19 protein-coding genes are annotated in these 25,238 nt (G+C 71.5%); 11 read left to right on the top strand and 8 right to left on the bottom strand.

Annotated elements, in window-relative coordinates; all coding sequences use genetic code 11:
* The first annotated feature begins 90 nt into the window (after positions 1–90).
* From HNP84_RS11195 to ilvC, 3 genes are read left to right on the top strand one after another with little or no spacing between them, the layout of a single operon-like run.
* Positions 91–1,890, top strand: a complete 1,800-nt coding sequence (locus HNP84_RS11195) for an acetolactate synthase large subunit (RefSeq protein ID WP_312924529.1) — start codon at positions 91–93, stop codon at positions 1,888–1,890.
* 4 nt (positions 1,891–1,894) lie between these two features.
* Positions 1,895–2,419 carry an acetolactate synthase small subunit gene (ilvN, locus tag HNP84_RS11190; RefSeq protein WP_185049547.1) on the top strand — a complete coding sequence of 175 codons (525 nt, stop codon included), beginning with the start codon at positions 1,895–1,897 and terminating at the stop codon, positions 2,417–2,419.
* Positions 2,420–2,447: 28 nt separating this feature from the next.
* Positions 2,448–3,443: a ketol-acid reductoisomerase gene (gene ilvC / locus HNP84_RS11185; protein ID WP_512700962.1), complete on the top strand. Its 996-nt coding sequence runs from the start codon at positions 2,448–2,450 to the stop codon at positions 3,441–3,443.
* 90 nt (positions 3,444–3,533) lie between these two features.
* On the opposite strand, the gene HNP84_RS11180 is transcribed toward ilvC, so the two are convergent.
* Both HNP84_RS11180 and dacB read right to left on the bottom strand, forming a co-directional pair.
* Positions 3,534–4,400, bottom strand: a complete 867-nt coding sequence (locus tag HNP84_RS11180; RefSeq protein ID WP_185049546.1) for a CAP domain-containing protein — start codon at positions 4,398–4,400, stop codon at positions 3,534–3,536.
* Between the two features lie 557 nt (positions 4,401–4,957).
* On the bottom strand, positions 4,958–6,517 hold the full coding sequence (gene dacB, locus HNP84_RS11175; RefSeq protein WP_312924401.1) for a D-alanyl-D-alanine carboxypeptidase/D-alanyl-D-alanine endopeptidase: 1,560 nt from the start codon (positions 6,515–6,517) through the stop codon (positions 4,958–4,960).
* A gap of 176 nt (positions 6,518–6,693) precedes the next feature.
* On the opposite strand from dacB, the gene HNP84_RS11170 reads away from it, so the two are divergent.
* On the top strand, positions 6,694–8,088 hold the full coding sequence (locus HNP84_RS11170; RefSeq protein WP_185049544.1) for an MFS transporter: 1,395 nt from the start codon (positions 6,694–6,696) through the stop codon (positions 8,086–8,088).
* Here the strand turns inward: HNP84_RS11170 and HNP84_RS11165 are convergent.
* The gene (locus HNP84_RS11165) at positions 8,085–8,636 is read right to left on the bottom strand and encodes an FHA domain-containing protein (protein WP_185049543.1); all 552 of its coding nucleotides are present in this window, start codon (positions 8,634–8,636) and stop codon (positions 8,085–8,087) included. The genes HNP84_RS11170 and HNP84_RS11165 overlap by 4 nt on opposite strands.
* 100 nt (positions 8,637–8,736) lie before the next feature.
* Between HNP84_RS11165 and HNP84_RS11160 the strand changes: the two genes are divergently transcribed.
* Genes HNP84_RS11160 through HNP84_RS11150 form a run of 3 tightly spaced genes read left to right on the top strand, consistent with a single transcriptional unit; the run spans position 8,737 to position 12,598 of the window.
* Positions 8,737–9,261, top strand: a complete 525-nt coding sequence (locus tag HNP84_RS11160; protein ID WP_185049542.1) for a PadR family transcriptional regulator — start codon at positions 8,737–8,739, stop codon at positions 9,259–9,261.
* Positions 9,258–9,953 (top strand): ABC transporter ATP-binding protein, encoded by a 696-nt coding sequence (locus HNP84_RS11155; protein WP_185049541.1) that lies wholly within the window; start codon positions 9,258–9,260, stop codon positions 9,951–9,953. The genes HNP84_RS11160 and HNP84_RS11155 overlap by 4 nt, the downstream gene beginning before the upstream one ends.
* Positions 9,950–12,598, top strand: coding sequence for an FtsX-like permease family protein (locus tag HNP84_RS11150; protein ID WP_185049540.1), 2,649 nt, complete (start codon positions 9,950–9,952; stop codon positions 12,596–12,598). Before HNP84_RS11155 ends, HNP84_RS11150 begins: the two co-directional genes overlap by 4 nt.
* A 38-nt stretch (positions 12,599–12,636) precedes the next feature.
* Here the strand turns inward: HNP84_RS11150 and HNP84_RS11145 are convergent, their stop codons facing one another.
* On the bottom strand, positions 12,637–13,389 hold the full coding sequence (locus HNP84_RS11145; protein ID WP_185049539.1) for a class I SAM-dependent DNA methyltransferase: 753 nt from the start codon (positions 13,387–13,389) through the stop codon (positions 12,637–12,639).
* Between the two features lie 71 nt (positions 13,390–13,460).
* Positions 13,461–14,444 (bottom strand): hypothetical protein, encoded by a 984-nt coding sequence (locus HNP84_RS11140; RefSeq protein WP_185049538.1) that lies wholly within the window; start codon positions 14,442–14,444, stop codon positions 13,461–13,463.
* Between the two features lie 243 nt (positions 14,445–14,687).
* On the opposite strand from HNP84_RS11140, the gene serA reads away from it, so the two are divergent.
* The 3 genes from serA (at position 14,688) to HNP84_RS11125 (ending at position 19,811) form a co-directional block, all read left to right on the top strand.
* Positions 14,688–16,280 carry a phosphoglycerate dehydrogenase gene (gene serA / locus HNP84_RS11135; RefSeq protein ID WP_185049537.1) on the top strand — a complete coding sequence of 531 codons (1,593 nt, stop codon included), beginning with the start codon at positions 14,688–14,690 and terminating at the stop codon, positions 16,278–16,280.
* Between the two features lie 1,186 nt (positions 16,281–17,466).
* Complete coding sequence (locus tag HNP84_RS11130; RefSeq protein ID WP_185049536.1) at positions 17,467–18,513, top strand: 3-isopropylmalate dehydrogenase; 1,047 nt, start codon at positions 17,467–17,469, stop codon at positions 18,511–18,513.
* Between the two features lie 200 nt (positions 18,514–18,713).
* Positions 18,714–19,811: a branched-chain amino acid aminotransferase gene (locus HNP84_RS11125; protein WP_185049535.1), complete on the top strand. Its 1,098-nt coding sequence runs from the start codon at positions 18,714–18,716 to the stop codon at positions 19,809–19,811.
* A gap of 266 nt (positions 19,812–20,077) precedes the next feature.
* Here the strand turns inward: HNP84_RS11125 and HNP84_RS11120 are convergent, their stop codons facing one another.
* Together HNP84_RS11120 and HNP84_RS11115 are read right to left on the bottom strand one after the other, a co-directional pair.
* Complete coding sequence (locus HNP84_RS11120; RefSeq protein ID WP_185049534.1) at positions 20,078–20,758, bottom strand: Uma2 family endonuclease; 681 nt, start codon at positions 20,756–20,758, stop codon at positions 20,078–20,080.
* A gap of 102 nt (positions 20,759–20,860) precedes the next feature.
* Positions 20,861–21,514 (bottom strand): O-methyltransferase, encoded by a 654-nt coding sequence (locus HNP84_RS11115; RefSeq protein ID WP_185049533.1) that lies wholly within the window; start codon positions 21,512–21,514, stop codon positions 20,861–20,863.
* Positions 21,515–21,735: 221 nt separating this feature from the next.
* Here HNP84_RS11115 and cimA point away from each other — a divergent pair, with 221 nt between their 5' ends.
* Positions 21,736–23,319 (top strand): citramalate synthase, encoded by a 1,584-nt coding sequence (cimA, locus tag HNP84_RS11110; RefSeq protein WP_185049532.1) that lies wholly within the window; start codon positions 21,736–21,738, stop codon positions 23,317–23,319.
* 27 nt (positions 23,320–23,346) lie between these two features.
* On the opposite strand, the gene HNP84_RS11105 is transcribed toward cimA, so the two are convergent.
* Complete coding sequence (locus HNP84_RS11105) at positions 23,347–25,062, bottom strand: heparinase II/III family protein (RefSeq protein WP_312924390.1); 1,716 nt, start codon at positions 25,060–25,062, stop codon at positions 23,347–23,349.
* Between the last annotated feature and the right edge of the window lie 176 nt (positions 25,063–25,238).

Below are 25,238 nucleotides of genomic sequence, written 5' to 3'. Positions count from 1 at the left end.
CTCGTAGTACTTCGCTGGCGCGCAGGCCGCTAACGCGAAGCACTTCGACCTGCGCGCCGCCCCAGCTCCGCCCCACCGGGCGGGTGGGGCATTTTTTATGCCAAGACGCCAGCAGCAAGCTCAGCCACGCAAGGAAACGAGCCGATGACCGAACGGATGACAGGTGCACAGGCCCTGGTGAAGGCCCTGGAGCACGTCGGTGTCGACACGGTGTTCGGGATCCCGGGCGGCGCGATCCTCCCCGCCTACGATCCCCTCCTCGACTCGACCAAGGTCCGGCACGTGCTTGTACGGCACGAGCAGGGCGCCGGTCACGCCGCCGAGGGCTACGCGCAGGCGACCGGCAAGGTCGGCGTCTGCATGGCCACCAGCGGTCCCGGCGCGACCAACCTGGTCACGCCCATCGCCGACGCGTACATGGACTCGGTGCCGATCGTGGCGATCACCGGGCAGGTGGCCAGCAACGCCATCGGCACCGACGCCTTCCAGGAGGCCGACATCGTGGGCATCACGATGCCGACCACCAAGCACAACTTCCTGGTCACCGACCCCGCCGACATCCCGCGCACGATCGCCGAGGCGTTCCACATCGCCTCCACCGGCCGCCCCGGCCCGGTGCTGGTGGACATCGCCAAGGACGCGCTGCAGGCGATGACCACCTTCTCCTGGCCCCCGGTCATGCAGCTCCCCGGCTACCGCCCGGTGACCCGCCCCCACTCCAAGCAGATCCGCGAGGCCGCGAAGCTGATCGTGGAGTCCAAGCGCCCCGTCCTGTACGTCGGCGGCGGCGTGCACAAGGCCCGCGCGTCGCAGGAGCTGCGCAAGCTGGCCGAGCTGACCGGCATGCCGGTGATCACCACGCTGATGGCCCGCGGCACCTTCCCCGACAGTCATCCCCAGCACCTGGGCATGCCGGGCATGCACGGCAGCGTGGCGGCGGTGGGCTCGCTGCAGCGCGGCGACCTGATCGTGGCGCTGGGCGCCCGGTTCGACGACCGGGTGACCGGCGATCTGGCGACCTTCGCGCCGTACGCGAAGGTCGTGCACGCGGACATCGACCCGGCCGAGATCTCCAAGAACCGCCACGCCGACGTCCCGATCGTCGGCGACTGCCGCGAGGTGATCGGCGACCTGATCACCGCGGTGGAGAACGAGTACGCCAACGGCCGCCGCGGCGACTACACCGAGTGGTGGGCCACGCTGAACAACTACCGTTCCACCTACCCCCTCGGCTACGAGGAGTACGAGGACGGCACCCTGGCCCCGCAGTACGTCATGGAGCGGCTGAGCGCGATCGTCGGCCCCGACGCCACGTACGTCGCCGGGGTGGGCCAGCACCAGATGTGGGCCGCGCAGTTCATCGGCTACGAGCACCCGGGCACGTTCATCAACTCCGGCGGCGCCGGCACGATGGGCTTCGCGATCCCGGCCGCCATGGGCGCCAAGATGGGCCGCCCCGAGCGCACCGTGTGGGCCATCGACGGCGACGGCTGCTTCCAGATGACCAACCAGGAGCTGGCCACCTGCGCCCTGGAGGGCGTGCCGATCAAGATCGCTGTGATCAATAACGGCAACCTGGGCATGGTCCGGCAGTGGCAGACCCTGTTCTACAACGAGCGTTACTCCAACACGAATCTGCAGACGGTTCGCCGGATCCCCGACTTCGTCAAGCTCGCGGAGGCGTACGGTTGTGTCGGCCTGCGCTGCGAGCGGGCCGAGGACGTGGATGCCACCATCAAGAAGGCGATGGAGATCAACGACGTGCCCGTGGTGATCGACTTCGTCGTGCACCAGGACGCCATGGTCTGGCCGATGGTCGCGGCCGGCACCAGCAACGATGACATCAAGGTCGCCAGGGACATGGCCCCGAAGTGGGACTCGGAGGACTAGGCACATGAGCAGGCACACTCTGTCGGTGCTCGTCGAGAACAAGCCCGGCGTGCTCGCACGGGTCGCGGCCCTGTTCAGCCGCCGGGGCTTCAACATCGACTCGCTCGCCGTCGGCCCGACCGAGCACGATGACATCTCCCGCATGACCATCGTGGTCAACGTCGAGGACCTCCCGCTGGAACAGGTGACCAAGCAGCTCAACAAGCTGGTCAACGTGCTGAAGATCGTCGAGCTGGACCCGGCGCAGTCGGTGCAGCGCGAGCTCATGCTGATCAAGGTCAGGGCCGACGCGGAGACGCGCTCTCACGTCCTTGAGCTGGTCAACCTGTTCCGGGCCAGGTGCGTCGACGTCGCCGCCGACGCGGTGACGATCGAGGTGACCGGCACGCCCGACAAGCTCGAGGCGTTCATCAAGGTGCTCGACCCCTTCGGGATCAAGGAGCTGGTGCAGTCGGGCATGGTGGCCGTCGGCCGCGGTGCCCGCTCCATCACCGACCGCTCGCTCCGTGCGCTCGACCGCAGCGCGTGATCGTATTTCAGGAAAGGTAACAGATTCAGTGACCGAGATCTTCTACGACGACCAGGCCGACCTGTCGATCATCCAAGGTCGGCACGTGGCCGTCCTGGGGTACGGCAGCCAGGGTCACGCGCACGCCCTGTCGCTGCGCGACTCCGGGGTGGACGTCCGGGTCGGTCTGCCGGAGGGGTCCAAGAGCAGGGAGAAGGCCGAGGACGACGGCCTGCGGGTGCTCACCCCGGGTGAGGCGGCCGAGGAGGCCGACCTCATCATGATCCTGGCGCCCGACCACCTCCAGCGCGACCTGTACGCCAACCACGTCGCGCCGAACCTGGTCGAGGGCGACGCGCTGTTCTTCGGCCACGGCCTGAACATCCGCTACGGCCTGATCCAGGCGCCCGAGGGCGTGGACGTCGCCATGGTCGCCCCCAAGGGGCCGGGCCACCTCGTACGCCGTCAGTTCTCCGCCGGCCGCGGCGTGCCGTGCCTGGTCGCGGTCGAGAAGGACGCCAGCGGCCGGGCCTGGGACCTCGCCCTGTCCTACGCCAAGGGCATCGGCGGCACCCGCGCCGGCGCGCTGAAGACCACCTTCACCGAGGAGACCGAGACCGACCTGTTCGGCGAGCAGGCCGTGCTGTGCGGCGGCGTGTCCGAGCTGATCAAGGCGGGCTTCGAGACCCTGATCGAGGCCGGCTACCAGCCCGAGGTCGCCTACTTCGAGTGCCTGCACGAGATGAAGCTGATCGTGGACCTGATGTACGAGGGCGGCATCTCCAAGATGTACTGGTCGGTCTCCGACACCGCCGAGTACGGCGGCTACACCCGCGGCCCGCGCGTGGTCACCTCCGAGACCAAGAAGGAGATGCAGCGCATCCTCGCCGAGGTCCAGAACGGCACCTTCGCCCGTGAGCTGGTCGAGGAGTTCGACGGCGGCCAGAACAACTTCCGCAAGTTCCGCGAGGAGCTGTCCCAGCACCCGATCGAGCAGACCGGCGCCAAGCTCCGTCCGATGATGAGCTGGCTGAAGGAGCAGTAAGCCCTTCCGCACACGAACGGCTCGCGGGCGCGCCCCGCGAGCCGTTTCGCATGTCCTGCGGCGTGCCCTGCCGGTTGCCCGGCCTGCCGGCTAGTGCCTGCCGAAGTCCTGCGTCCAGTACGGCGTGTCGCCGCGCTTGGCCATGCCCACCCCGATGTGGGTGTAGGAGCAGTTCAGGATGTTGGCGCGGTGCCCGGAGCTGTTCATCCACCCCTTGACGACCTCGGCCGGGGTGCGGTAGCCGTAGGCGATGTTCTCGCCCAGCGCCCGGATCGGGGCGAAACCGGCCTCCTTGATCCGCTGGTCGAAGGTCTTGCCGCTGCGCGAGGTGTGCGAGAAGTAGTTGTTGGCCGCCATGTCCTTGGAGTGGTTCAGCGCGGCGGTGTGCAGCTTGGCGTCGTGGACGAGCGCCTTGCAGCCGGCCTTGGCCCGCTCGGCGTTGGTCAGCCGCACCACCTCGTTCTCCTCCGCGGTGCCCACCGTCGCGCCGTCCTGGGTCGGGCTGGGGTTCGGCGTGGTCGTGGTGTCGGGGGTGGGCGCCGGGACGGGCGTGCTGCCCTCGGGGGCGCAGGTGAGCTTGGCCGGCCGCGACCGGGTCACGTTGCCCTCGGTGTCGGTGGCGACGACGTAGTACGTACGCGGCCGCGTGGAGCACCGCGCGGACGTCGTGATCTGGCCGTTCTCCAGGACCTTCTTCCCGCGGCGCACGCTGGTGTCGGGCCCGAACCTGGCCACCTTGATCTGGATGCGCACCAGCGCCGGCTCGGTGCACCCGGCGCGGACCACATTGGCGCGGATCGAGGTCTCGGTCGCGACGGGCCGGGCCGAGACGAGCCGGCACGCGTCGGTCGCCGCCTGCCCGGCTCCGGATGCGGCTTGGGCGGGAATGCCGGTTACGGGGATGCTCAGCGCCGCCAGACTGCCGACGCACACAAGTGCTCGGGAGAGTCTGCGCATGTGGTCCTCCATGAGGGGGTGGTGACACCTGACGGGAACCGCATTCTGGCCGGGACGCATCGGGCATGTCTCGTAAATGACGAAATTAGTGTGACTAGAGGTAAACCTGGGGCGGGCTATACGCGTCTGGAACGATCACGGTTCAATCACCGCCCGAGAAACTTCCGGAAATTATCTCGATCTTCGTATCCCCTGTCGTTACGGACGTTCCGCCACCGGGCGCCCCTCGCCGCCCCTCGCGCGCCCTCCGCGCGAGGCGTCCGCAGCGCACGCCGGCCGGGCGCCGACAGTGACGGAAATCACACCCCAAGACAGGCGAAGTGAACGGCCCCACGCCCGGCGCCGGTACGGCCCGAACCCGCCGCGGCCGACCGGTACCTACCCCACCCGCACACCCCGCACCCCGTCCTCCACACGGGGACCGGGGCGCGCGTGATCTCCATCCACGACCTCCCGGACTCGCCCGCCGGCCTCCCCACGGCACCAGGGCGCATGCTCGCGCACGGGATGGGCACCACTCACACCACGCCCCGGCCTCGTGGGCCACCTGGGGCGACTCAGCAGGGGGCGGGCTTGCGCCAGGAGCATTCCAGGTCGCCCGCGTCCTGGCCGCCGGCCGTCCGGGCGCGGGTGGTGGCGGGGACGTCGGCGGGGGTGGTGCGGCTGAAACGGGCCAGGCGTACGGCGATCTGGTCCTCGATGTCCTTCGGCGAGGCCGAGAGGTACTGGTTGATCATGATGGAGAAGACCAGGGGCTCGCCGTCGGCGCTGGTCACGTAGCCCGACAGGGAGGTGACGCCGGTCAGGGAGCCGGTCTTGGCGTGGACGTTCCCGGCGGCGGGGGTGCCGCGCATGCGGCTGCGCAGGGTGCCGCCGACCATGCGGCCGGGCTCGCCGGCGACGGGGAGGGCGGCGTACCAGGTGGGGAACCACGGCTTGGCGCGCAGCGCGATGAGCAGGGAGGTCAGGCCCGCCGGGGTGAGGCCGTCCACGCGGGACAGGCCCGAGCCGTCGCGCAGCCGTGAGGTGGTCACGCCGTTGGCGCGGGCGAACTCGCCGATCGCGGCCAGGCCGGCGCTCCAGGTGCCCGCGTTCGCGACCTTGCGCCCGATCGTCTTGGTGAGGATCTCGGCGTGCATGTTGTTGCTCAGCTTCAGGAACGGCACCAGCAGCTCGCTCAGCGGCATCGACTCGCGCGCGGCGAGGGATCTCGCGCCGGAGGGGGCGGCGCCGCGCCCGGTCGGGCCGAGCACCCGTACGCCGTGCTTGGCCAGGCCCGCGCGGAACAGCGAGGCCGCGTACCCCGTCGGGTCGTCCACCGCGACCCACTCCTCGTAGGCGCCGGCCACGGTGCCGGTGATGACCACCGTGTTGGTGCCGTGCTGCCGCTGCACCACGACGTCGGTCGAGTCGCCGGTGGTGGCCCGGTTCACGATCTTCAGGTAGCCGGTCTCGGGGGTCGTGGACACCTTGGCCGGCGTGCCCGCGGCGCCGCCCGGCGCCACCGAGACGATGACGGAGCCTGCGTCGTAGTCGGTGTCGGGGGAGGCGGTCAGGGCGGAGATCTGCGCCGCGTAGTAGTACGGCTCGTCGTCCCAGGCCCAGTCGGTGCCCAGGCGTACATCGTCGAACCAGGTGTCGTCGGCGACCAGCCTGCCGGTGACCACCTTCACCCCGGCCGCGGCCACTTCGGCGGCCAGGGCGTCGTAGTCGGCGGCCAGCATGGTCGGGTCGCCGGTCCCCTTCAGGTACAGGTCGCCGGTCAGGACGCCGCCCGCCCTGCGGCCCGAGGCGAGCACCTCGGTGCGGAAGCGGTGGTCCAGCCCGAGGATGTCCACGGCGGCGGCGGAGGTGAGCAGCTTGGTGTTGGACGCGGGCGTGAAGATCTTGCCGGCGTCCTGGCCGTACAGCTCCTCGCCGGATTCGGCGGCCCGCACCACGACGCCGGCGCGGGCCGCGTCCAGCCGCGAGTCCGCGAGGATCCGGTTCAGGTCCTGGGCCAGGTCGGCGACGCCGGGCGCGGGGTCGAGCGCGGTGGCGGCGGGCAGGGGCGCGGAGGCCCAGGCCAGGCCGGTCACCAGCGCGCCGGCGAGGAGCACGGCGGTCCGGGAAGACACGGTCCTGGAAGGCACGGTCCGGGAAGACACGGGCTGGCTCTCCTGCACTGGAGGGGGCGATGCAGCGATCATCGAGAACGCCGTCCTCCCCGGCAATACGCAAATCAACGTATCTTCGCGAGACCGCATCACGTTCGGGGCTACCCGCGGGTGATTCCCTCGTGTTCAATATGGCAATGGTCACATCGGCGTCCGCCCCCGCCGTGGTCACCGTGCCGCGCTCGGTGCGTCTCGGCTACGGAGTCGGGTCCTTCTGCACCGGGACCTTCGGCACCGTCCCGGGCCTGCTGCTGCTCTACTACATGACCAACGTGCTGGCCGTCCCCGCCTGGCTGGCCGGCCTGGTCGTGTTCCTGCCCAAGGTGTGGGACCTGTTCATCAACCCCTACGTCGGCCAGCGTTCCGACCGCACCACGTCCCGGTGGGGCGCCCGGCGGCCGTGGCTGCTGCTCGGCGCGCTGACCCTGCCGGTGACGTTCGCGCTGACCTTCGCCGGGCCGCCCCTGACCGGCGGCGCCGCCGCGCTGTACGTCGGCGTGATGTTCTTCCTCACCACGACCGCGTTCGCGTTCTTCGAGGTGCCCTACAAGGCGATGCCGGTCGAGATGACCGACGACTACCACGAGCGGTCCTCGCTGCTCCAGTGGCGGATGGTCTTCCTCGGCGTGGCGATCCTGCTCAGCGGCGCGGTCGCCCCCGCGATCACCAACGCCGAGGCGGCGGGCGGCACGGTCGGCGGCTACCGCACGATGGGCCTGGCCGTGGGCGCGCTGCTGCTGGTCGCGATGCTGGGCACGTTCTTCGGCACGGCGTCCGCGCCGGTCGTGCGGCGCACCGAGGCCGAGGGCACGATCATGGCCCAGTTCAGGGTGGCGCGCACCAGCAAGACGTTCCTGGTGCTGCTGGGCTTCAGTTGCGCGCAGATGCTCGCGGCCGGGCTGATGCTGGCCGGCGCGCCGTACCTGGCGACGTACCTGCTGGACGCCCCCGAGGCCACCACGACGCTGTTCGTGGCGCTGGTCGGGCCGATCCTGCTCACCATGCCGCTGTGGGTGTGGCTGTCCAAGCGGCTGGAGAAGCGCGGCGCGATGATCCTGGCCTCGGCGCTGTTCCTGGCCGGCGGCGTGGCGCTGGTGCTCACCCCGCAGCTCGGCGCGGTGTACGCGCACGTGTGCGTTGCGGTCGTCGGGGTCGGGTACGCGGGCTTCCAGCTCCTGCAGTACTCCATGCTGGCCGACGTGGTCGTGCACGACGCCCTGGTGTCGGGCAGGTCGCGGGCGGGGGTGTTCACCGGGCTGTGGACGGCCTGCGAGACCGTCGTGTTCGCGTTCGGCGCGCTGGTGCTGGGCTGGGTGCTCGGCGCGGCGGGCTTCGTGGAGTCGGACGCCTCCGAGCGGGTCGCGCAGCCGGAGTCGGCGATCATGGCGGTGACGTACGGCGGCACACTGCTGCCCGCGGCGGCGATGGCGCTGAGCATCGTGCTGGTGATGCGCTACCGGCTCACGGCCGGCGAGCTGGCCAGGGCGCAGGCGCAGGCCGACGCGCGGGCGGAGCAGGGGGCGAAGGGCTAGACGGTCACCTGGCCGGCCGCCACCAGGAAGGCGCAGTCGCCGAAGGAGATCTCGTCGCCCGGCCTGACCCGGGCCGGGCCGACGAGGCGCCAGCCGTTGAGCCGGGTGCCGTTGAGCGAGCCGAGATCGATCAGCATCCAGCCGCCGTCCTCCTCGCGGCGCAGCTCGGCGTGCACGCGTGAGACGGTCAGGTCGGCGAGCACCAGGTCGCAGGCGGAGCCGCGGCCCACGACGTAACGCGGGCGGTCGTCGCCGGGCAGGGGCAGGCGCGGTAAGCGCGGGCGGCGCCAGGCGCTCTGCACCCGCACCGTGAAGTCGGAGACCGCGCCGACCGCCTCGGTCAGCCTGCGCCGCCAGCGCCCGCGCGGCGGCAGGTCGGCCACCAGCTCGTCCAGCTCGCCCCGGCTGCGGGCGCGCAGGGCCATGTCGACGCGTCCCAGGAACGTGTCGTGGGACAGCCGTCCTTCCACCGCGCGGTCGCGCAGCTCGTTGATCGCGCGGTCGCGATCCCCGTCGGACGCGCGAAACGGGGGCGGCGGCGAGCTCATGTTCATGAGTATCGGTCCCCGGACGGTTTCGTGTCCAGAAGGTGTACGGACCAGCCCTGCCGCTTGCGCGGGGCATACTGAGTATGCATACTCGGTACGCATGTCGATCAGGCACGGGCTGCTCGCCTTGCTCAGCGCGGGGCCGCGGCACGGGTATCAGTTGCGCGCGGAGTTCGTGGCGTCCACGGGGGCGTCCTGGCCGCTGAACATCGGCCAGGTCTACACGACGCTGTCGCGCCTGGAACGCGACGGCCTGGTCGTCCAGGGCGAGGAGGACGCCCAGGGCCGCGTGTCCTACGCCATCACCGACGACGGCCGGGCCGAGCTGGAGCGCTGGTTCCGCACGCCCCTCGTCCCGGCCGACCGCCCGCGCGACGAACTGGTCATCAAGCTGGCCATGGCGATGACCACCCCGGGCGTGGACGTCGCCGCCGTGGTCCAGGCCCAGCGCGCCGCCACCATGGCCGTGATGCAGGACCTCACCCGCGCCAAGCGCGCGGAGGGCATCACCACGGCCCACCGGCTCGTCCTGGATTCCATGATCTTCCGCACCGAGGCCGAGCAGCGCTGGCTCGACCACTGCGAGGCCGTGCTGGCCGCCACACCACAGGAGGGACGGGCATGAGCGTCGTGGTCGAACTGGCCGAGGCGGCCAGGGCGTACGGCGAGGGCGAGGGCGCGGTGCACGCGCTGAAGGGGGTGAGCCTGTCGGTCGCGGCCGGCGAGCTGGTGGCGGTGATGGGGCCCTCGGGCTCGGGCAAGTCCACCCTGCTCAACCTGGCGGGCGGGCTGGACCGGCCGACGTCGGGCCGGGTCACCGTCGAGGGCGCCGACCTCGGCGCGCTCGCCCCCAAGGCGCTGGCCGCGCTGCGCCGCCGCCGCGTCGGGTACGTCTTCCAGGAGGTGAACCTGATCCCGTCGCTGAGCCTGCTGGAGAACGTGGCGCTGCCGCGCGAGCTGGACGGCGTACGGGCCGGGCGGGCGCGCGAGGAGGCCCGCGCCGCGCTCGCCGAGGTCGGCGCCGGCCACGTCGCCGAGCGGCTGCCGGAGGAGGTCTCGGGCGGCCAGCGTCAGCGCGCCGCCATCGCCCGAGCCCTGGTCGGCGAACGCCGCCTCGTCCTGGCCGACGAGCCGACCGGCGCGCTCGACACCCACACCGGCGACCAGATCCTCGGCCTGCTGCGCGCCCGCTGCGACGCCGGCGCCGCGGTGCTGCTGGTCACCCACGAGCCCCGGTACGCCGCCTGGGCCGACCGCGTGGTGTTCCTGCGCGACGGCGCGGTGGACACCGCCGCAGCGGCGGTGAGCGCCAGATGATCGCCGGATTCGGTATCGCTGGATTCGGTGTCGCTGGATTCGGTGTCGCGCTGCGCCTGTCCTGGCGCGGCATCCGCCGGGCGAAGGGCCGCAGCGCGCTGATCGCCGCCATGGTCGGCCTGCCGGTCCTGGTCGGCACCGCGCTCGCCACCGTCACCGCGACCGGCGACGTGTCGGTCAAGGAGGCGCTGGCCTGGCACGTCGGCGCCGCCGACGCGCGGATCGAGGACGCCGGGCGCACCCGGGTGGAGCAGTCGCCCGACGGCGAGATCCAGGTGGGCCGCGGCGGGCCGGCGCGGCCGTGGACGCAGGCCGAGGTGGCCGCGCTGCTGCCGCCCGGCACCCGCCTGCTGCCGGTGCTCCAGGGCGGCGCTCCCTACCGCGCCGGCCGCTGGTATCCGCCCGCCACCATCGTCGAGGCCGACCTGCGCGACCCGCTGACCCGCGGCATGTTCCGGCTCGAACGCGGCCGCCCGCCGGCCGCCGGGGGAGAGGTCGCCGTCACCCCCGCCATGCTGGAGCATGGCGTCCGCCTTGGCGGTTCGCTGGTCATGCGCGGCAGGGCGCCGCAGCGGATCGTGGGTGTGCTCGAACCCGGCACGCCCATGCGGGCCGACGTGATCGTCGCCGCCGCGGGCAGCGGCCTGGCCGGGCCCACCGCCACTCGCTCCTGGCTGGCCGACACGCCCCGTCCGATGCTCTGGGACGCCGTCTCGCCGCTCAACGCCAAGGGCCTGGTCGTCCGCTCGCGCGCCGTGATCGAGGACCCGCCCGAGGTGCGCATGCACCCCCGCGCGGTGCCCAGCGTCGCCGGGGTCACCGGCGGCGGCGTCCTCGCCCTGGCCGGGCTGGTCGTCTCGATGATCGTGCTCCAGGTGGCCCTGCTGGCCGGGCCCGCGTTCGCGGTCGGGCTGCGCCGCCGCCGGGCCGAGCTGGGCCAGGTCGCCGCCCAGGGCGGCGACGGAAGGCACCTGGGCGCGATCGTGCTCGCCGACGGGTTCGTGCTCGGCGTGCTCAGCGCCCTCGCGGGGGCGGCGCTGGGCATCGCGGCGGCCGGCGCCGGCCTGCCGTTCCTGACACGGCTCGGCGTCGCCACGGCGGGGCCGTTCGAGGTGCCGTGGGGCCAGGTCGCCCTGGTGGCCGTGCTCGGCGCGGCCGGCGCGGTCATCGCCGCGGTCATCCCCGCACGGCAGGCGGCGCGTACGGACGTGGCCGCGGTGCTCGGCGGACGGGCCGAGCGGCCCCGCGCCCGGCGCGGCCTGCCGATCGCCGGCGTGATCCTGGTGCTGGCCGGGACGGCGCTCACCCTCGCCTCCGTCCTGGCGCGCACCGGCGGCAGCGTGTACGCCCAGCGGGGCACGCTGGCCCTGGTGGGCGGCGTCCTGGTCACCCAGCTCGGCCTGGTCGCGCTGGCGCCCACGCTGGCCGGGCTCGCCGCGGCGGTCGCCGCCCGCCTGCCCCTGCCTCTGCGCCTGGCCGGGCGCGACGCCGTACGGCACCGGGGGCGCACCGCCCCCGCCATCGCGGCCGTGATGGCGGCGACCGCAATCGCCACCGCCACCGCCCTGGCCGCCTCCAGCGAGGCGGCGGCCCGCGAGCAGAGGTACGCGCCCAGAGAGGTGCCCGGTGCGGCGGTGATCGGGGGCTGGGCGCTCACCGATGCCGACTGGCGCGAGGTCCGGCGAGGGCTGGCCGCCCGCCTGCCCGGGGTCACCCCGATCGAGCGGTGGTCGGCGCCGCAGGGAGAGCGCACCGGCGTGCTCGCCTGGCTGGAGACCCCGGACTGCCGGAGAGAGGGCTGCGCCGTCTCCACCCCCTCGGTGCCGGTCGGCGACGTACGCCTGCTGCGCCACCTGCTCGGCCGGGCCGACCCGGAGGCCGAAGCGGCGTTCGCGGCCGGGAAGGCCGTCGTCTTCGACCCCGCGCTGCTGCGCAACGGAAGCACGGACCTGGTGCTGACGTCGTACGGGGAGGCGGGCGAGGAGGAGCGGCGCGTCGTCCCGGTTCCAGCCGTCGCGGCCCGCCCGCAGACCAGGACCGTGCAAGCCGTGCTGCCCCGCGCGGCGGTCGAGCGGGCCGGGTACGAGGTGACGCTGGAGGCGCTGATCGTGGACCCGGGCGAGCACCGGATCACGCCCGGCGAGGAGGAGGCCATCGCCGGGGACCTGAGCCGGGTCTACTACAGCCTGAGCATCTACGTCGAGCGGGGCCCGCAGAGCGGCGTGGCGCCGCAGCTCCTCGCCCTGGCGGTCGCGGTGGCCCTGGTCGTGCTCGGGGCCACGTTCACCGCCACCGGCCTCGCCGCCGCCGACGCCCGGCACGACCTGGCCGTCATGCACGCCGTCGGCGCGACCGCGCGCACCCGCCGGGCCTTCGTCGCCGGGCAGGCCGCGATCATCTCCGGGGCGGGGGTGCTGCTCGGCCTGCTCGCGGGCCTCGTCCCCGGCGTGGCCGCCGCGTGGCGGCTGACCGCGCGCTTCGGGACGGCGTGGGGCTGGCCGCTGTCGCCGGAGCCGGTCACCCCGACGATCGAGGTGCCGTGGGCGCTGCTGGGCGGTGGGGCGGTCGGCCTCCCGCTGCTGGCCATGCTGGTCGCCGCGGCGTTCGCACGCGGCAGGATCGCCCTGCCGCGCCGGATCGCCTGACGCTCACCGGGCCTCCCGCCCGCGAGCGGGCGGAAACCTCACTCCTTGGTGATACGGATCTTGGACTGCTTGTGGGGCAGCTTCTCCCAGTCGTCCATGAACCTGGCCGCCAGCCCGTATCTGGCGGCCAAATCGAGCAGCGTCTCGGTGCGGTAGTAGAAGTCCTCGCGCAGCACCTGGTGCTCGCGGCCCTCGGTGCGGTCGAAGGTGAAGTCGAACCAGCCGCCCGGCTTCATCACCCGGCCCACGTGCGCGAAGCACTCCTCGATCACGTGCAGCGGGGAGTGCGAGAAGACGCTGTGCGCGTGCACCACGTCGAAGTGCTCATCGGGCAGGAACGCCAGGCGCAGGTCGCGCACCGGGGTCAGGCGCGGCAGCTTGTCCTGCAGCTTGTACTGCACCAGCACGTCCTGCGCGGCCATGAGGATGTCGGGGGAGATGTCCACGCCGTAGTAGTCGCCGGCGTCGAGGTAGTCGATGAACAGCCGGCCGGCGCGCAGGTTGCCGCAGCCGATCTCCAGCATCCGCATGCCCGGCTTCAGGCCGTGCCCGACCAGGTAGTCGAACTGCATCTGGCCCAGCGCGAGCCAGCGGGCGTGCGACTTGCTGCCGACCGCGGCCTCGGGGCTGCGCGCGGTGTCGGACTTCATCACCCGGCGGTAGTAGCTGACGTGGTCCCGGGTGCGCAGGCGGAACCAGGCGTCCCTGGTGAGGCGGCGCAGATGCGGCAGCACCTTCGCCGGATGGCGTACGGCGTAGCGGACCTGATACAGAGGGTTGGAGCGCGTCATGCCACCTGTTGTGCCCCTTCCTCGCCGCTTCCGCAACGAACCACGCCGCTACTCGGCGTGGCGGATTGCTTTCAGTCGGTCACATCGGCACAGACCACGTGCGCGCCGAGCTCGACCATGCGCCGCTCGCTGCGCGCGTCGGCGACCCGGGCCATCAGGATCGGCGCCTCGCTGGCCGCGAGCTGCGGCAGGCGGGCGCGCACGCCGCGGTGCAGGTCGCGTACGACGTCCTCGGCGGCCGACATGTGCACCTTGACGTGCAGCATGATGCCGGGCGCCCCGGACGCGGTGCGGGCCTCGGAGATCCACACGTGGTGCACCAGCGGGAAGTCGGCCAGCAGCTCGGCCAGCGCCTTGCGCAGGCCGGGCAGGATCGGGTGGGTGCAGCGCCGGTAGCCTGGATCGACCTGCTGCATCGGCCCCGACAGATGGGGGCGCGGCGCGGGGATCCACGACTGCGGGGGAGCCGCCGGCATCGAGGACATCGAGGGCATCGAGGGCATCGAGGGCGTCGCCGGCATGGACGGCATCGCCGGCATGGACGACATGGGCGGCATGGACGGCATCGGCGGGGCCGGTGCGGGCGCGGGCCTGGGCGCCGGCTGCGGGGGCGCGCCGCGCATGGTCGTGGCCGTGCGGTTCACCGTGGCCATCGCGCCCGTCGCGTACGCGGTGGGCGCGGCGCCGGACAGCACCGGCGTGGGTCCCGTCCGGGTGGAGCGGAGGAACCGTTGCAGGTCCTCGATGGGAATGGCCGCGGCGGCCGGACCCGCCGCGTCGATCACGATCTCGCGCACCCCGGTGACCCGCTGGATGTCGAGGATCGTGTCGGCGTCGCACTCGGACAGGGAGTGGCTTCCCCGGTGCCGCGCGTACGTGTCGGGCCCGGTGTAACCGAGCAGGACGCGGTCGCCGGCCTGGGTCGTGCCCAGTACGACGGACCGGTCGGGGCGCACGGCGACCAGGACTCCCCCTTCGGCCAGTGCCGCCAGAAGCCGGTGCGGGCTGCCGTGCTGCGCGAGCACTTCTCCGAGAGCGGGGTTCCCGATGCTCATATGGTGAACGATAGGTAGTAGACCACGGCTTATCAGGGTAATCGGGAAGATTTCTTGCGATCAATACCAAGATGGCGGCCGGGGGGATGGAAGTCCGCCGAACTGGGTAACGCCCCCACGCTACGCCACCCCGGCGATGTGGCGGATGTCGCAGGTGAAGAAACCTCCACCTCTCGTGAACGCTTTCACAAGCCTCAGTAGACTGGGTGAGGTTCATGCCCGCCCGCTCACGAAGGATCACTCGTGAACAAGCCCGTTGTCCTCGTCGCCGAGGAGCTCTCCGAGGCCGGTCTAGCCGTGCTCGGTGCGGACTTCGAGGTCCGCCACACCGACGGCGCCGATCGTAGCCAGTTCCTGCCCGCCCTCGCCGAGGCCGACGCGCTCATCGTACGCAGCGCCACCCAGGTGGACTCCGAGGCGCTCGCCCACGCGCCCAAGCTCCGCGTCGTCGCCCGCGCCGGCGTCGGCCTGGACAACGTGGACGTCGAGGCCGCCACCAAGGCCGGCGTCATGGTCGTCAACGCGCCGACCTCCAACATCACCAGCGCCGCCGAGCACACCATCGCGCTCATCCTGGCCAGCGCCCGCAACGTCGCCCAGGGCCACGCCGCGCTCAAGGGCGGCGAGTGGAAGCGCTCGAAGTACACCGGCGTCGAGCTGGACCAGAAGGTCGTCGGCATCCTCGGCCTCGGCCGCATCGGCCAGCTCGTGGCCCAGCGGCTGCAGCCGTTCGGCGTCGAGCTGATCGCCTACGACCCCTACCTCCAGCCGGCCCGCGCCGCCCAGATGGGCGTGCGGCTGGTCAGCCTGGAGGAGGTGCTGCGCGAGTCCGACTTCATCACCGTGCACCTGCCGAAGTCCAAGGAGACCATCGGCCTCATCGGCGACCGCGAGCTGCACATGGTCAAGCCGAACGTGCGGATCGTCAACGTGGCGCGCGGCGGCATCGTGGACGAGGGCGCCCTGTACTCCGCGATCAAGGAGGGCCGCGTGGCGGGCGCGGGCATCGACGTCTTCGCCAAGGAGCCCTGCACCGACAGCCCGCTGTTCGAGCTCGACAGCGTCGTCGTCACGCCCCACCTCGGCGCCTCCACCCACGAGGCCCAGGAGAAGGCCGGCACCCAGGTCGCCCGCAGCGTCAAGCTGGCCCTGGCGGGCGAGTTCGTGCCCGACGCGGTCAACGTCCAGGGCGGCGCCGTCGCCGAGGACGTCAAGCCGGGCCTGCCCCTCGCCGAGAAGCTCGGCCGGGTCTTCACCGCCCTGGCCCGCGAGACCGCCACCAAGCTGGACATCGAGGTGCGCGGCGAGATCGCCGCCCACGACGTGCGCGTGCTGGAGCTGGCCGCGCTCAAGGGCGTCTTCACCGACATCGTCGAGGACGCCGTGACCTACGTGAACGCCCCGCTCCTGGCCCAGGACCGCGGCGTCACCGTCGAGCTGGTCACCAGCTCCGAGAGCCCCGACTGGCGCAACGTCATCACCGTACGCGGCGTCCTGGCCGACGGCCGCGCGGTCTCGGTCTCCGGCACGCTGTCCGGCCCCCGCCAGATCACCAAGATCGTCGAGGTCAACGGCTACGCCACCGAGATCGAGCCCACCGACCACCTCGCCTTCTTCACCTACTCCGACCGCCCCGGCATCGTCGGCATCACCGGCCGCATCCTCGGCGACCACTCCATCAACATCGCCTCGATGCAGGTGGCCCGCGATGAGAAGGGCGGACGCGCCCTGATCGCCCTCACCGTCGACTCGGCGATCCCCGACGAGGTGGTGGAGCAGATCATCCAGGAAATCGGCGCCGACGACGGCCGCGCCGTAGACCTGGCCGAGGACTGACCCACCCCACCCGCTGACCCCCGCCACTACGGCGGGGGCCCGCCCCAACCCCGCCCCGCCACCTCCGCCGGGGTCCGTCCGAACCCCGCCCCGCCCACCACCGGCCGGGCCCACCCCGGGCCCCGCCGGCAGTGAGCGGCGGGCCCGGCCGAGGGCCGACCTGCTCCGCCCCAGCACCGGGCGGTTCCGCGCCGGTCCTGGCCGGCTACGGGCGGCGGCCCGGGCCGTGGCCTGACCCGCCCCGTCCCGGCACTGGACGACGGGACCATGTCGGCCGGCCCGCCTCCGCGCGGCAGGCCCAGCCGAGGACCGGCCGCCTCGTCCGGTAGGGGAGGCCCACATCTGGGCCACCCCCTTCCGGGGGTTTCGGGGGGACGCCGACCGTGCTTGCCGGGTGCCGGGAGGGCCTTCTGGGGGTCGCTGACTGCGTGCCGGGCGCGGCCGAGGACCGGCCGCCTCGTGTCGTGTGGGAGGTCGGCACCGGGGCTTGCCGCCTGTGTGCGGCGGACCCGGTGGAGGATGGCCGGTTTTCTTCACCTCAAGCCCGGGGCTCGTCGATCTCCGTGACACTCCGAGCGGAGTCGCGGCGTGCCCTGCTTCGGGTCGCTTCACCGTGTCATCGCACATTGTGCGGCCCATGGGGCCCGGGGCGGTCGTATCGCACCACCTGCGACCGGCCGCCCCCTGCCCCGTACCCCGGCCCTGTCCATATTGTGAGACGAGGGGTCGGGGGACAAGACGGACGCGCGGTGGCGAGGTACCCTTGTGAAGTAATGCGCCAGGTACTTGTGATCATTACCTGCCGCGACGGGGCCTGATCAGGGCAGGCCGGCGACCCGTCGCGGAGTGCGCGCCTGCTGGCCGACGCCCGCGCCCGCGTCCGTGACCCGGATGGCGAGAGGCGTGGAGCATGCCCCGGGTTCGTGACCGGAATCCGCACAGATCATCCATATCGGCGCGTGTCGCCGCGCGCCTCGAATCGCAGAGCGAGATCATCACCATGTACGACATGTATCCCTGGAACCGTTCCGAGGACGACAACGACGAGGCCGCCGAGGCGCTGCAGTTCGCGCTGGACCGGCGTGACAACGGGGGTTCCCCGGCCCGCTAGGTTGGGAATCCGGGCGGAATGTCCGGATTCTGAGACGGTTGTTCAGGAACCGAGACGGGCAGGTAAGGTACGCGCATGGAGTCACGCAGCATCCGTCTGGCAGTCATCCCCGGAGACGGGATCGGCACCGAAGTCGTCGCCGAGGGCCTGAAGGTCCTTGAGGCCGTGGGGCAGAAGGTGGAGTCGACCACCTACGACCTCGGCGCGAAGCGCTACCACGCGACCGGTGAGACGCTTCCCGACGCGGTGCTCGACGAGCTGCGCGGCTACGACGCGATCCTGCTCGGCGCCGTGGGCGACCCGAGCGTGCCGCCGGGCGTGCTGGAGCGCGACCTGCTGCTGCGGCTCCGCTTCGAGCTGGACCACTACGTGAACCTGCGCCCGGTGAAGCTGTTCCCCGGCGTGGCGACCCCGCTGGGCGAGGCCCGTCCCGAGGACATCGACATGGTCGTGGTCCGCGAGGGCACCGAGGGCCCCTACACCGGCGCGGGCGGCGTCATGCGGCGCGGCACGCCGCAGGAGATCGCCACCCAGGAGTCGTTCAACACCGCCTTCGGCGTGGAGCGCGTGATCCGTTACGCCTTCGACAAGGCCCGCTCCCGGCCGCGCAAGAAGCTCACGCTGGTCCACAAGACCAACGTGCTCACCTACGCCGGCGACCTGTGGTCCCGCACGCTCCAGCGCGTCGCGGCCGACTACCCCGACGTGACCACCGACTACTGCCACGTCGACGCCGCCTCGATGTTCTTCGTCAACCAGCCCGAGCGGTTCGACGTCATCGTCACCGACAACCTCTTCGGTGACATCCTCACCGACATCGGCGCCGCCATCGCGGGCGGCATCGGGCTCGCGGCCAGCGGCAACGTCAACCCCGACCGCACCGCGCCGAGCATGTTCGAGCCGGTCCACGGCAGCGCCCCCGACATCGCCGGCCAGGGCAAGGCCGACCCCACCGCCACCATCCTGTCCGTCGCCATGCTCCTCGACCACCTCGGCCTCACCGAGGCCGCGGCCAAGGTCGAGCAGGCCGTCGCCGACGACCTGCTGGAGCGCGGCGGCAACTGGACCGCCCGCAGCACCCGCGAGATCGGCGACGACATCACCGCCCGAGTAGCCGGCTAGGGCGGGCCGCCACACACGTCCAGACGCGCACGGTGGCCCCGACACGGGGCTCCGTGCGCGTTTTCGTGTCCGCGCCCCCTGCCTGATGCGCCGGTTGATGCAGTAACTTCCCATACGCTCCTCGATACCTAACGCAAGCCCGACTCAGCGCACAATGGAGTCAGGCGCCGCCCCCGCAGAGAGAGATAAGGACCATCGTCATGACCGCCACCCAGAAGCTCAGCTTTGACGTGCAGCTATCCGACCACGCTCGCACCGCGGCCGAGCGGGCGGAGGTACTGGCGAATCCCGGGTTCGGCACCTACTTCACCGATCACATGATCTCCATCGACTACACCGAGGGAGAGGGCTGGCACGACGCCAGGCTCATGCCGTACGGGCCGCTCAGCCTCGACCCGGCGACGTCGGTCTTCCACTACGCGCAGGAGCTGTTCGAGGGGCTCAAGGCGTACCGGCAGAGCAGCGGCGCGATCGTCATGTTCCGGCCGTACGCCAACGCGGCCCGCTTCAACACCTCGGCGGCGCGCATGGCCATGCCGGCGCTGCCGGAGGACGCGTTCGTCGAGTCGCTGGAACTGCTGGTGCAGACCGACCGCGACTGGGTGCCGACCGCCGAGGGGCACAGCCTCTACCTGCGCCCCTTCATGATCGCCACGCAGCCGGCGCTCGGGGTGAACTACCCCTCGCGCACCTACAAGTACATGGTCATCGCCTCCCCCGCGGCGTCGTACTTCTCCGGCGGCGTGCGCCCGGTGTCGGTCTGGCTGTCCACGGAGTACACCCGCGCCGCCCCGGGCGGCACCGGCTTCGCCAAGTGCGGCGGCAACTACGCCGCCGCCTTCGTCGCCCAGCGCCAGGCCGTGGAGAACGGCTGCGACCAGGTGGTCTGGCTCGACGCCCACGAGCACCGGTACGTCGAGGAGATGGGCGGGATGAACCTGTTCTTCGTCTTCGGCGACAAGCTGCTGACCCCCGCCCTCACCGGCACCCTGCTGCCGGGCATCACCCGCGACTCGATCCTCACCATCGCCGGCCAGGTCGGCCTGGAGGTCGAGGAGGGCCGCATCTCCATCGAGGAGTGGCAGGCCGGCTGCGAGTCGGGCGAGCTCACCGAGGTCTTCGCCTGCGGCACCGCCGCCGTCATCACCCCGGTCGGCTCGGCCAAGGGCGCCGACCGCGCCTGGACCGTCGGCGACGGCACCCCCGGCCCGGTCACCCTCAAGCTCCGCGAGGAGCTGATGGGCATCCAGTACGGCACCCGCCCCGACACCCACGACTGGATCCACAAGATCTGCTGATGCCCACGCGCGGCCCTGTGCACCCCGGGAACGCGCGGCCCTGTGCACCCCGGGAACGCGCGGCCCTGTGCACCCCGGGAACGCACGGCTCCGTGCACTCGGGAACGCACGGCCCCCGTGCACCCGGGGAAGGGGTGCACGGGGGAGTGTCGGGGCAGTGCTCCTGCTTCACGCTCGCGCTTCTGCTTCACGCTCGCCGAAGGGCCATCTCCTCTGGATTCCACCCGCCTCCAGAGGGCCCGGCCAGGTCTTCGCGCTAGGTACAGCTAGGGCGTGAGTCCGGTGGTGTCGAGCGTGATCTCCCATGGGGCGGGCAACTCCAGTGGCTCGCCCAGGCGGACCCCGGTCTCGGCGGCATAGCGGCCGTCCTTGGGCATGCTGAACAGCCGGGCCGTGCGGTCGAACGGGTCGACGATCAGGTAAAGCGGCACACCTCCTCCGGCGTATGCGCGTGGCTTGTGGAGATGGTCGTTCCTGATGCTGCTCTTCGACACCACCTCGACGGCGAGCAGGGCGTCGTCGCTGAAGACCTCGTCGTCGCCCCACATCCGTGCGTTGTCACTGATCACGCTGAGATCTGGAATGGCGCGATCGGACTGTGGGCCGAAGTGCAGCTTGATGTTCTGCAGCACGTGCCAGCCGCGGCGCCTGGCCGTCTCGTTGAGACGCGACTGCAACTCGTTGACGGTCTTGGCGTGATTGATCGTGGGCATCGGGTTCACCACGATCCGGCCGTTGATGATCTCGACGCGGAGATTCTCTGGGAACGCGTCGCAGACCTGCTGATAGACGACGTCGAGCCGTTCGGGCGGGAGATCGGGCACGACGACGCAGTCGTCATCGAGGAGTTCGACGGCGTCTCCGGGCGGCAACAGGTCACGGACGACGCTGTAGTTGTACCGCGCGGAGTAGGTCGCGGTCGTCGGGCGATCGAGCACCTTGGCCATGATTCCATCATCCCCTCCGGGCCTGTGGACGTAACGTTAGCAGTGCGGCACTGAATGTAGTGGCCGTCGGCCGTGTTCGCCCGAGGAACGGGAAAGAATTCGTCAGTTCTTTCGAATCAGGGTCAGGCCGTCGGCGAGGGGGAGCAGGACGGTGGTCACGCGGGGGTCGGTCATCACCTTGTCGTTGAAGGCGCGCATGGCCTCGGTGACGGGGTCGGTGGTGTCGGGGTCGGCCACGGTGCCGCGGCGGAGGGTGTTGTCGCACAGGATGACGCCGCCCGGCGCCAGGCGGTCCATGAGCAGGTCGTAGTAGACCGGGTAGCCGCCCTTGTCGGCGTCGATGAAGGCCAGGTCCACGGGCTCCGCGGGAGTCCAGGCGGCCAGGGTCTCGGCCGCGGGGCCGAGGATCAGGTCGATGCGGTCGGCCACGCCGGCCTCGCGCCAGTGGCGGCGGGCGATGGAGGTCCACTGCTCGCTGACGTCGAAGCAGGTCAGACGGCCGCCGGGGGCCAGGCCGCGGGCGATGCAGATGGAGGAGTAGCCGGTGAACGTGCCGATCTCGACCGCGTTACGCGCGCCGGCGATCTGGGCGAGCATGGTGAGGAACGGGCCCTGCTCGGGGGAGATCTGCATCTCGGAGTCGCCCCCGGTGGCCTCGACGGTCTCCTTGGCCAGGGCCTCCAGCACCTCGTCGGGCTGGGTGGCGTGGGCCAGGACGTACTGCCCGACACGGGGGTCCAGATAGGTCGCCTTCATGCCGACCATTCTGGTCGAGGAGCCCGCGCGGGGTCCGGGCGGGCGGATGGTGAGATCGATGTGCCAGATGGTGGCCGAGTGTGGCAGACTGGCAGGCATCATGTTCTCTGGTCTGCTCATTATCAGCAGGCGCGCCGGCACTTAGCCCGAAGGACCAGCCGGCGCGCAGACCTCTCACGTCCGTGAGGGGTCTTTTTGTTTCCCAGGAGATGTCACAGATCATGGCCGACGATCGCTTCCACGTGTACGACACCACGCTGCGCGACGGCGCGCAGCAAGAGGGCCTCAACCTGACGGTGGCCGACAAGCTGGCCATCGCCCGCCACCTGGACGGCCTCGGCGTCGGCTTCATCGAAGGTGGCTGGCCGGGAGCGAACCCCAAGGACACCGAGTTCTTCCGGCGGGCTCGAACAGAGCTCGACCTGAAGCACGCGCAGCTCGCCGCGTTCGGCGCGACCCGCCGGGCCGGGGTGAAGGCGGCCGACGACCCACTGGTCGCCGCACTGCGCGAATCCGGCGCGCCTGTCGTGACCCTTGTCGCCAAGAGTCACGACAGGCACGTCGAACTGGCCCTCCGCACGACCCTTGAGGAGAACCTCGCGATGATCCGCGACACGGTCTCCCACCTCCGTGCGGAGGGCCAGAGGGTCTTCCTCGACGCCGAGCACTTCTTCGACGGCTACAAGTCCAACCCGGCGTACGCCCTCGAAGTCGTACGCACGGCCGCCGAGGCCGGCGCCGACGTGATCGCGCTGTGCGACACCAACGGCGGCATGCTCCCCGACGAGCTGGCCGAGGTCGTGCTGGCGGCCGTCGCCACCAGCGCCCGCGTGGGCATCCACTGCCATGACGACACCGGCTGCGCGGTCGCCAACACCCTGGCCGCGGTCAAGGCGGGCGCCACCCACGTGCAGGGCTGCGCCAACGGATACGGCGAGCGGTCCGGCAACGCCAACCTGTTCACCGTGGTGGCCAACCTCCAGCTCAAGCGGGGCTTCGACCTGGTGCCGCAGGAGGCGCTCGCCGACATGACCCGCATCGCGCACGCGATCACCGAGGTGACCAACGTCACCCCCAACTCCCACCAGCCCTACGTCGGCGTGTCCGCCTTCGCCCACAAGGCCGGCCTGCACGCCAGCGCCATCAAGGTGGACCCCAACCTGTACCAGCACATCGACCCGGCCCAGGTCGGCAACGACATGCGCATGCTGGTCTCCGACATGGCCGGGCGCGCGTCGGTCGAGCTCAAGGGCCGCGAGCTTGGCTACGAGCTCGACGCGACGGAGTCGCGCGAGCTGGTGGAGAAGGTCAAGGAGCTGGAGGCCCGCGGCTACACCTTCGAGGCCGCCGACGCGTCCTTCGAGCTGCTGCTGAAGGACACCCTCAACGGCGAGCGCCGCCGCCACTTCACCGTGGAGTCCTGGCGCGCCATCGTGGAGCGCCGCCCCACCGGCGAGGTGGTCAGCGAGGCCACGGTCAAGGTGCACGCCAAGGGCGAGCGTATCGTCGCCACCGGCGAGGGCAACGGCCCGGTCAACGCGCTGGACCGCGCGCTGCGCCAGGCGCTGGAGCGGCTCTACCCCGAGCTGGCCGCGCTGGAGCTGACCGATTTCAAGGTGCGCATACTCGAAGGCACTCACGGCAGCGACGCCATCACCCGCGTGCTGATCACCTCCAGCGACGGCAAGGGCGAGTGGGCCACGATGGGCGTCGCCGAGAACGTCATCGAGGCGTCCTGGCAGGCGCTGGAGGAGGCCGTGACGTACGGGCTGCTCCGCGCCGGGCGCGAGTGCGACTCCCTGTAGACGGGGCCTCCCGGGGTCAGCCCGGCCTCAGGAGAGCCCGCCTGCGGCGGTGGCGCGGAACGTGACCGTACCGTCGGTCGTCTCCACCGAGACCTTGCCGCCGCCGCAGCGCACCTCGGGCCGGTCCACTCCCGGGACCACGATGGTCAGCAGCGGGTCGGCCGACGCGGGCGAGAGCACCGCGGGCGCGGGCCGCTTCTTCAGGTACGCCGGGGAGACCCAGCCCTGGTACGGCCTCGTCTGGCCGCGCACCACCTTCAGGCCGCTCACCGGCTTGCACGACGGCAGCGCGTACTGCAGGAGGGTGGCCTTCCAGCCCCCGCCGTCCTTGACCACGACCGCGCCGCCGCTCGCCGAGACGGTGGTCAGGTCGTGGGCGAAGTGCCAGATGTTGCTGATCTCGCGTCCGCCGGAGGCCGAGTCGAGCACGGCCATCACGTCGCTGCCGTGGTTGACCAGCACCGAGCGCGTACGGCTCACGCCGTACGCCCGGTCGGTCAGCCGGTAGCTCTGCCGGTCGCCGCCCGTGGACGCCTTGACCAGCTTCGTCGCCGTACGCGGCCGGAACGCCTCGCCCACCACCACCGGCACGTTGTGCGCCTCCGGGGCGTTGGTCCACTTGCGGTACGCGGTGTCCTCGTAGGAGTGGAACCCGACGTCCACCAGCACGTCGTGGCCCTGCGCGTAGTAGGTGACGCCCAGGTGGTCCTCGTGCCCGTGGTACATCTGCCCCGGCCCGAACCTGATCGAGTAGTACGCCGACGCGGGCTTGTCCCACGCCGTACGGCCGTAGACGTAGCCGCCGCGGAAGACCTTCACCGTCTCCTTCGGGTGGTCGAACGCCTCGGGCCGCACGTCGGGCCCGCCGTCGCCGATCGGCACCATCTGGCCGTTGGGCTGCGTGGAGTGCGCGATGAACCCCTCCAGCGACTCCCACCGCTTGACGATCTCGGCCGGGACCTTGCGCCCGCACGCCTTGATGTTGTCCATCGCGACCCGCAGCCGCGAGTGCACGTACAGGGCGTAGCGGGGCGCCTGCTCGCGCAGCGCGCCCTGGGAGTCCACGTCCAGCTCGACCGTCTCGGTCAGCCGCCTGATCGCCAGGCTGGACCACTCGGCGCGCTTGTACCGGCAGCCGATGCCGAGCAGCGCGATGTCCTGGTCGATGCCGTGGTTGTGGCCCTTCTCGTACAGCTTGGGGTTCGACAGCATGCGCGCGTGCTCGGCCAGGCTCTTGGTCAGCCAGTCGGCCTTGACGTGCATGCTCAGGCAGACCAGCGCGGGGGCGCGCAGCGCGATCGGGTGCTCTTCCCACGCGTACGGGCTCGTGGTGCGCCCGCCGCGCGGGTTGTCCCGCACCCAGTCCTTGGCGATCTCGGTGGCACGGGCGAGGTACGCGGCGTCGCCGTTGCTCTCGTAGTCGGCCACCAGCCGGCCCATCCAGCGCAGCGAGTGGAAGACCATGTCCCAGGACCGGTTGTTGTACGGGCTCCACCGCCAGTTGACGTCCTTGCCCACCTTGACCGCGGGCAGGTCCAGGAAGGACAGCTCGCCCTTCATGATCTCCTCCGAGGTCGGCGTGGCGGGCAGCCAGTCGCCCGAGCACTCGGCGGTGCGCTTGACCGCCTCGGGGGCCGTCGCGGCGCTCGCCGTGCCCGTCGCAGTCCCCGTCGCCGTGGCCGCGGTCACGCAGGAGAGCAGCATGGCGAACGCGAGGCTGAGGGCACGTGTGCGGGCGGGCACGCCAGAGTCCTTCCGGGCCGGTCGAGGGGGATGGCGGATCATGTTCCCGGAGGTCGGCGCCGCGGGTCAAGTTAACGTCCGGCACAACAGTCACATCGTTATCAGTCTCCCAGGTACGCCCGGTCGCGCCGCCGGGCGGAGGGCCCGACAGAATGGGAGACGTCCGTTACGCCGAT

The organism is Thermocatellispora tengchongensis (assembly GCF_014202315.1).
In the GTDB taxonomy this organism is placed as follows: Bacteria; Actinomycetota; Actinomycetes; order Streptosporangiales; family Streptosporangiaceae; genus Thermocatellispora; species Thermocatellispora tengchongensis.
The sequence above is the reverse complement of the archived record's forward strand: the minus strand, read 5'-3'. Positions and strand labels throughout refer to the sequence as shown.

What these genes read in the sequence shown, in the direction of transcription:
- ilvN (WP_185049547.1), top strand. Translation starts at nt 1,895, where the DNA reads ATGAGCAGGCACACTCTGTCGGTGCTCGTCGAGAACAAGCCCGGCGTG.
- HNP84_RS11180 (WP_185049546.1), bottom strand. Translation starts at nt 4,400, where the DNA reads ATGCGCAGACTCTCCCGAGCACTTGTGTGCGTCGGCAGTCTGGCGGCG.
- HNP84_RS11170 (WP_185049544.1), top strand. Translation starts at nt 6,694, where the DNA reads ATGGTCACATCGGCGTCCGCCCCCGCCGTGGTCACCGTGCCGCGCTCG.
- HNP84_RS11165 (WP_185049543.1), bottom strand. Translation starts at nt 8,636, where the DNA reads ATGAGCTCGCCGCCGCCCCCGTTTCGCGCGTCCGACGGGGATCGCGAC.
- HNP84_RS11160 (WP_185049542.1), top strand. Translation starts at nt 8,737, where the DNA reads ATGTCGATCAGGCACGGGCTGCTCGCCTTGCTCAGCGCGGGGCCGCGG.
- HNP84_RS11155 (WP_185049541.1), top strand. Translation starts at nt 9,258, where the DNA reads ATGAGCGTCGTGGTCGAACTGGCCGAGGCGGCCAGGGCGTACGGCGAG.
- HNP84_RS11150 (WP_185049540.1), top strand. Translation starts at nt 9,950, where the DNA reads ATGATCGCCGGATTCGGTATCGCTGGATTCGGTGTCGCTGGATTCGGT.
- HNP84_RS11145 (WP_185049539.1), bottom strand. Translation starts at nt 13,389, where the DNA reads ATGACGCGCTCCAACCCTCTGTATCAGGTCCGCTACGCCGTACGCCAT.
- HNP84_RS11140 (WP_185049538.1), bottom strand. Translation starts at nt 14,444, where the DNA reads ATGAGCATCGGGAACCCCGCTCTCGGAGAAGTGCTCGCGCAGCACGGC.
- HNP84_RS11130 (WP_185049536.1), top strand. Translation starts at nt 17,467, where the DNA reads ATGGAGTCACGCAGCATCCGTCTGGCAGTCATCCCCGGAGACGGGATC.
- HNP84_RS11125 (WP_185049535.1), top strand. Translation starts at nt 18,714, where the DNA reads ATGACCGCCACCCAGAAGCTCAGCTTTGACGTGCAGCTATCCGACCAC.
- HNP84_RS11120 (WP_185049534.1), bottom strand. Translation starts at nt 20,758, where the DNA reads ATGGCCAAGGTGCTCGATCGCCCGACGACCGCGACCTACTCCGCGCGG.
- HNP84_RS11115 (WP_185049533.1), bottom strand. Translation starts at nt 21,514, where the DNA reads ATGAAGGCGACCTATCTGGACCCCCGTGTCGGGCAGTACGTCCTGGCC.
- cimA (WP_185049532.1), top strand. Translation starts at nt 21,736, where the DNA reads ATGGCCGACGATCGCTTCCACGTGTACGACACCACGCTGCGCGACGGC.